The organism is Acetobacter sp. AAB5, assembly GCF_050106715.1.
Lineage (GTDB): Bacteria > Pseudomonadota > Alphaproteobacteria > Acetobacterales > Acetobacteraceae > Acetobacter > Acetobacter oryzifermentans.
On record NZ_JBNIEW010000084.1, the window covers coordinates 1 to 223 of the forward strand.

At 61.9% G+C, this 223-nt stretch carries 1 protein-coding gene; it reads left to right on the forward strand.

Features of this window, described 5'->3' with window-relative positions:
- Positions 1–223: efflux RND transporter permease subunit (locus ACP7IZ_RS13905; protein ID WP_426849762.1), on the forward strand; the 223-nt coding region annotated here is incomplete at both ends.

Here is a 223-nt window from a genome sequence, read left to right on the forward strand (position 1 = left end):
CTGGTGAGCGAAATAGCCGCATTGCGCGCGCGAGGGATGGCCGTGGCGCAGGCGGCTTTTGTGGGCGCAAAAGTCCGCTTCAGACCGGTTATGGCTACGGCGTTGGTGGCCGGCTTTGGCTTCTTTCCTATGGCGTTTTCCGAAAGTGCCGGGGCGGAAGTGGAAAGGCCTTTGGCCAGTGTGGTGATTGGCGGGCTGGTGACATCCACGCTGCTCACTCTGC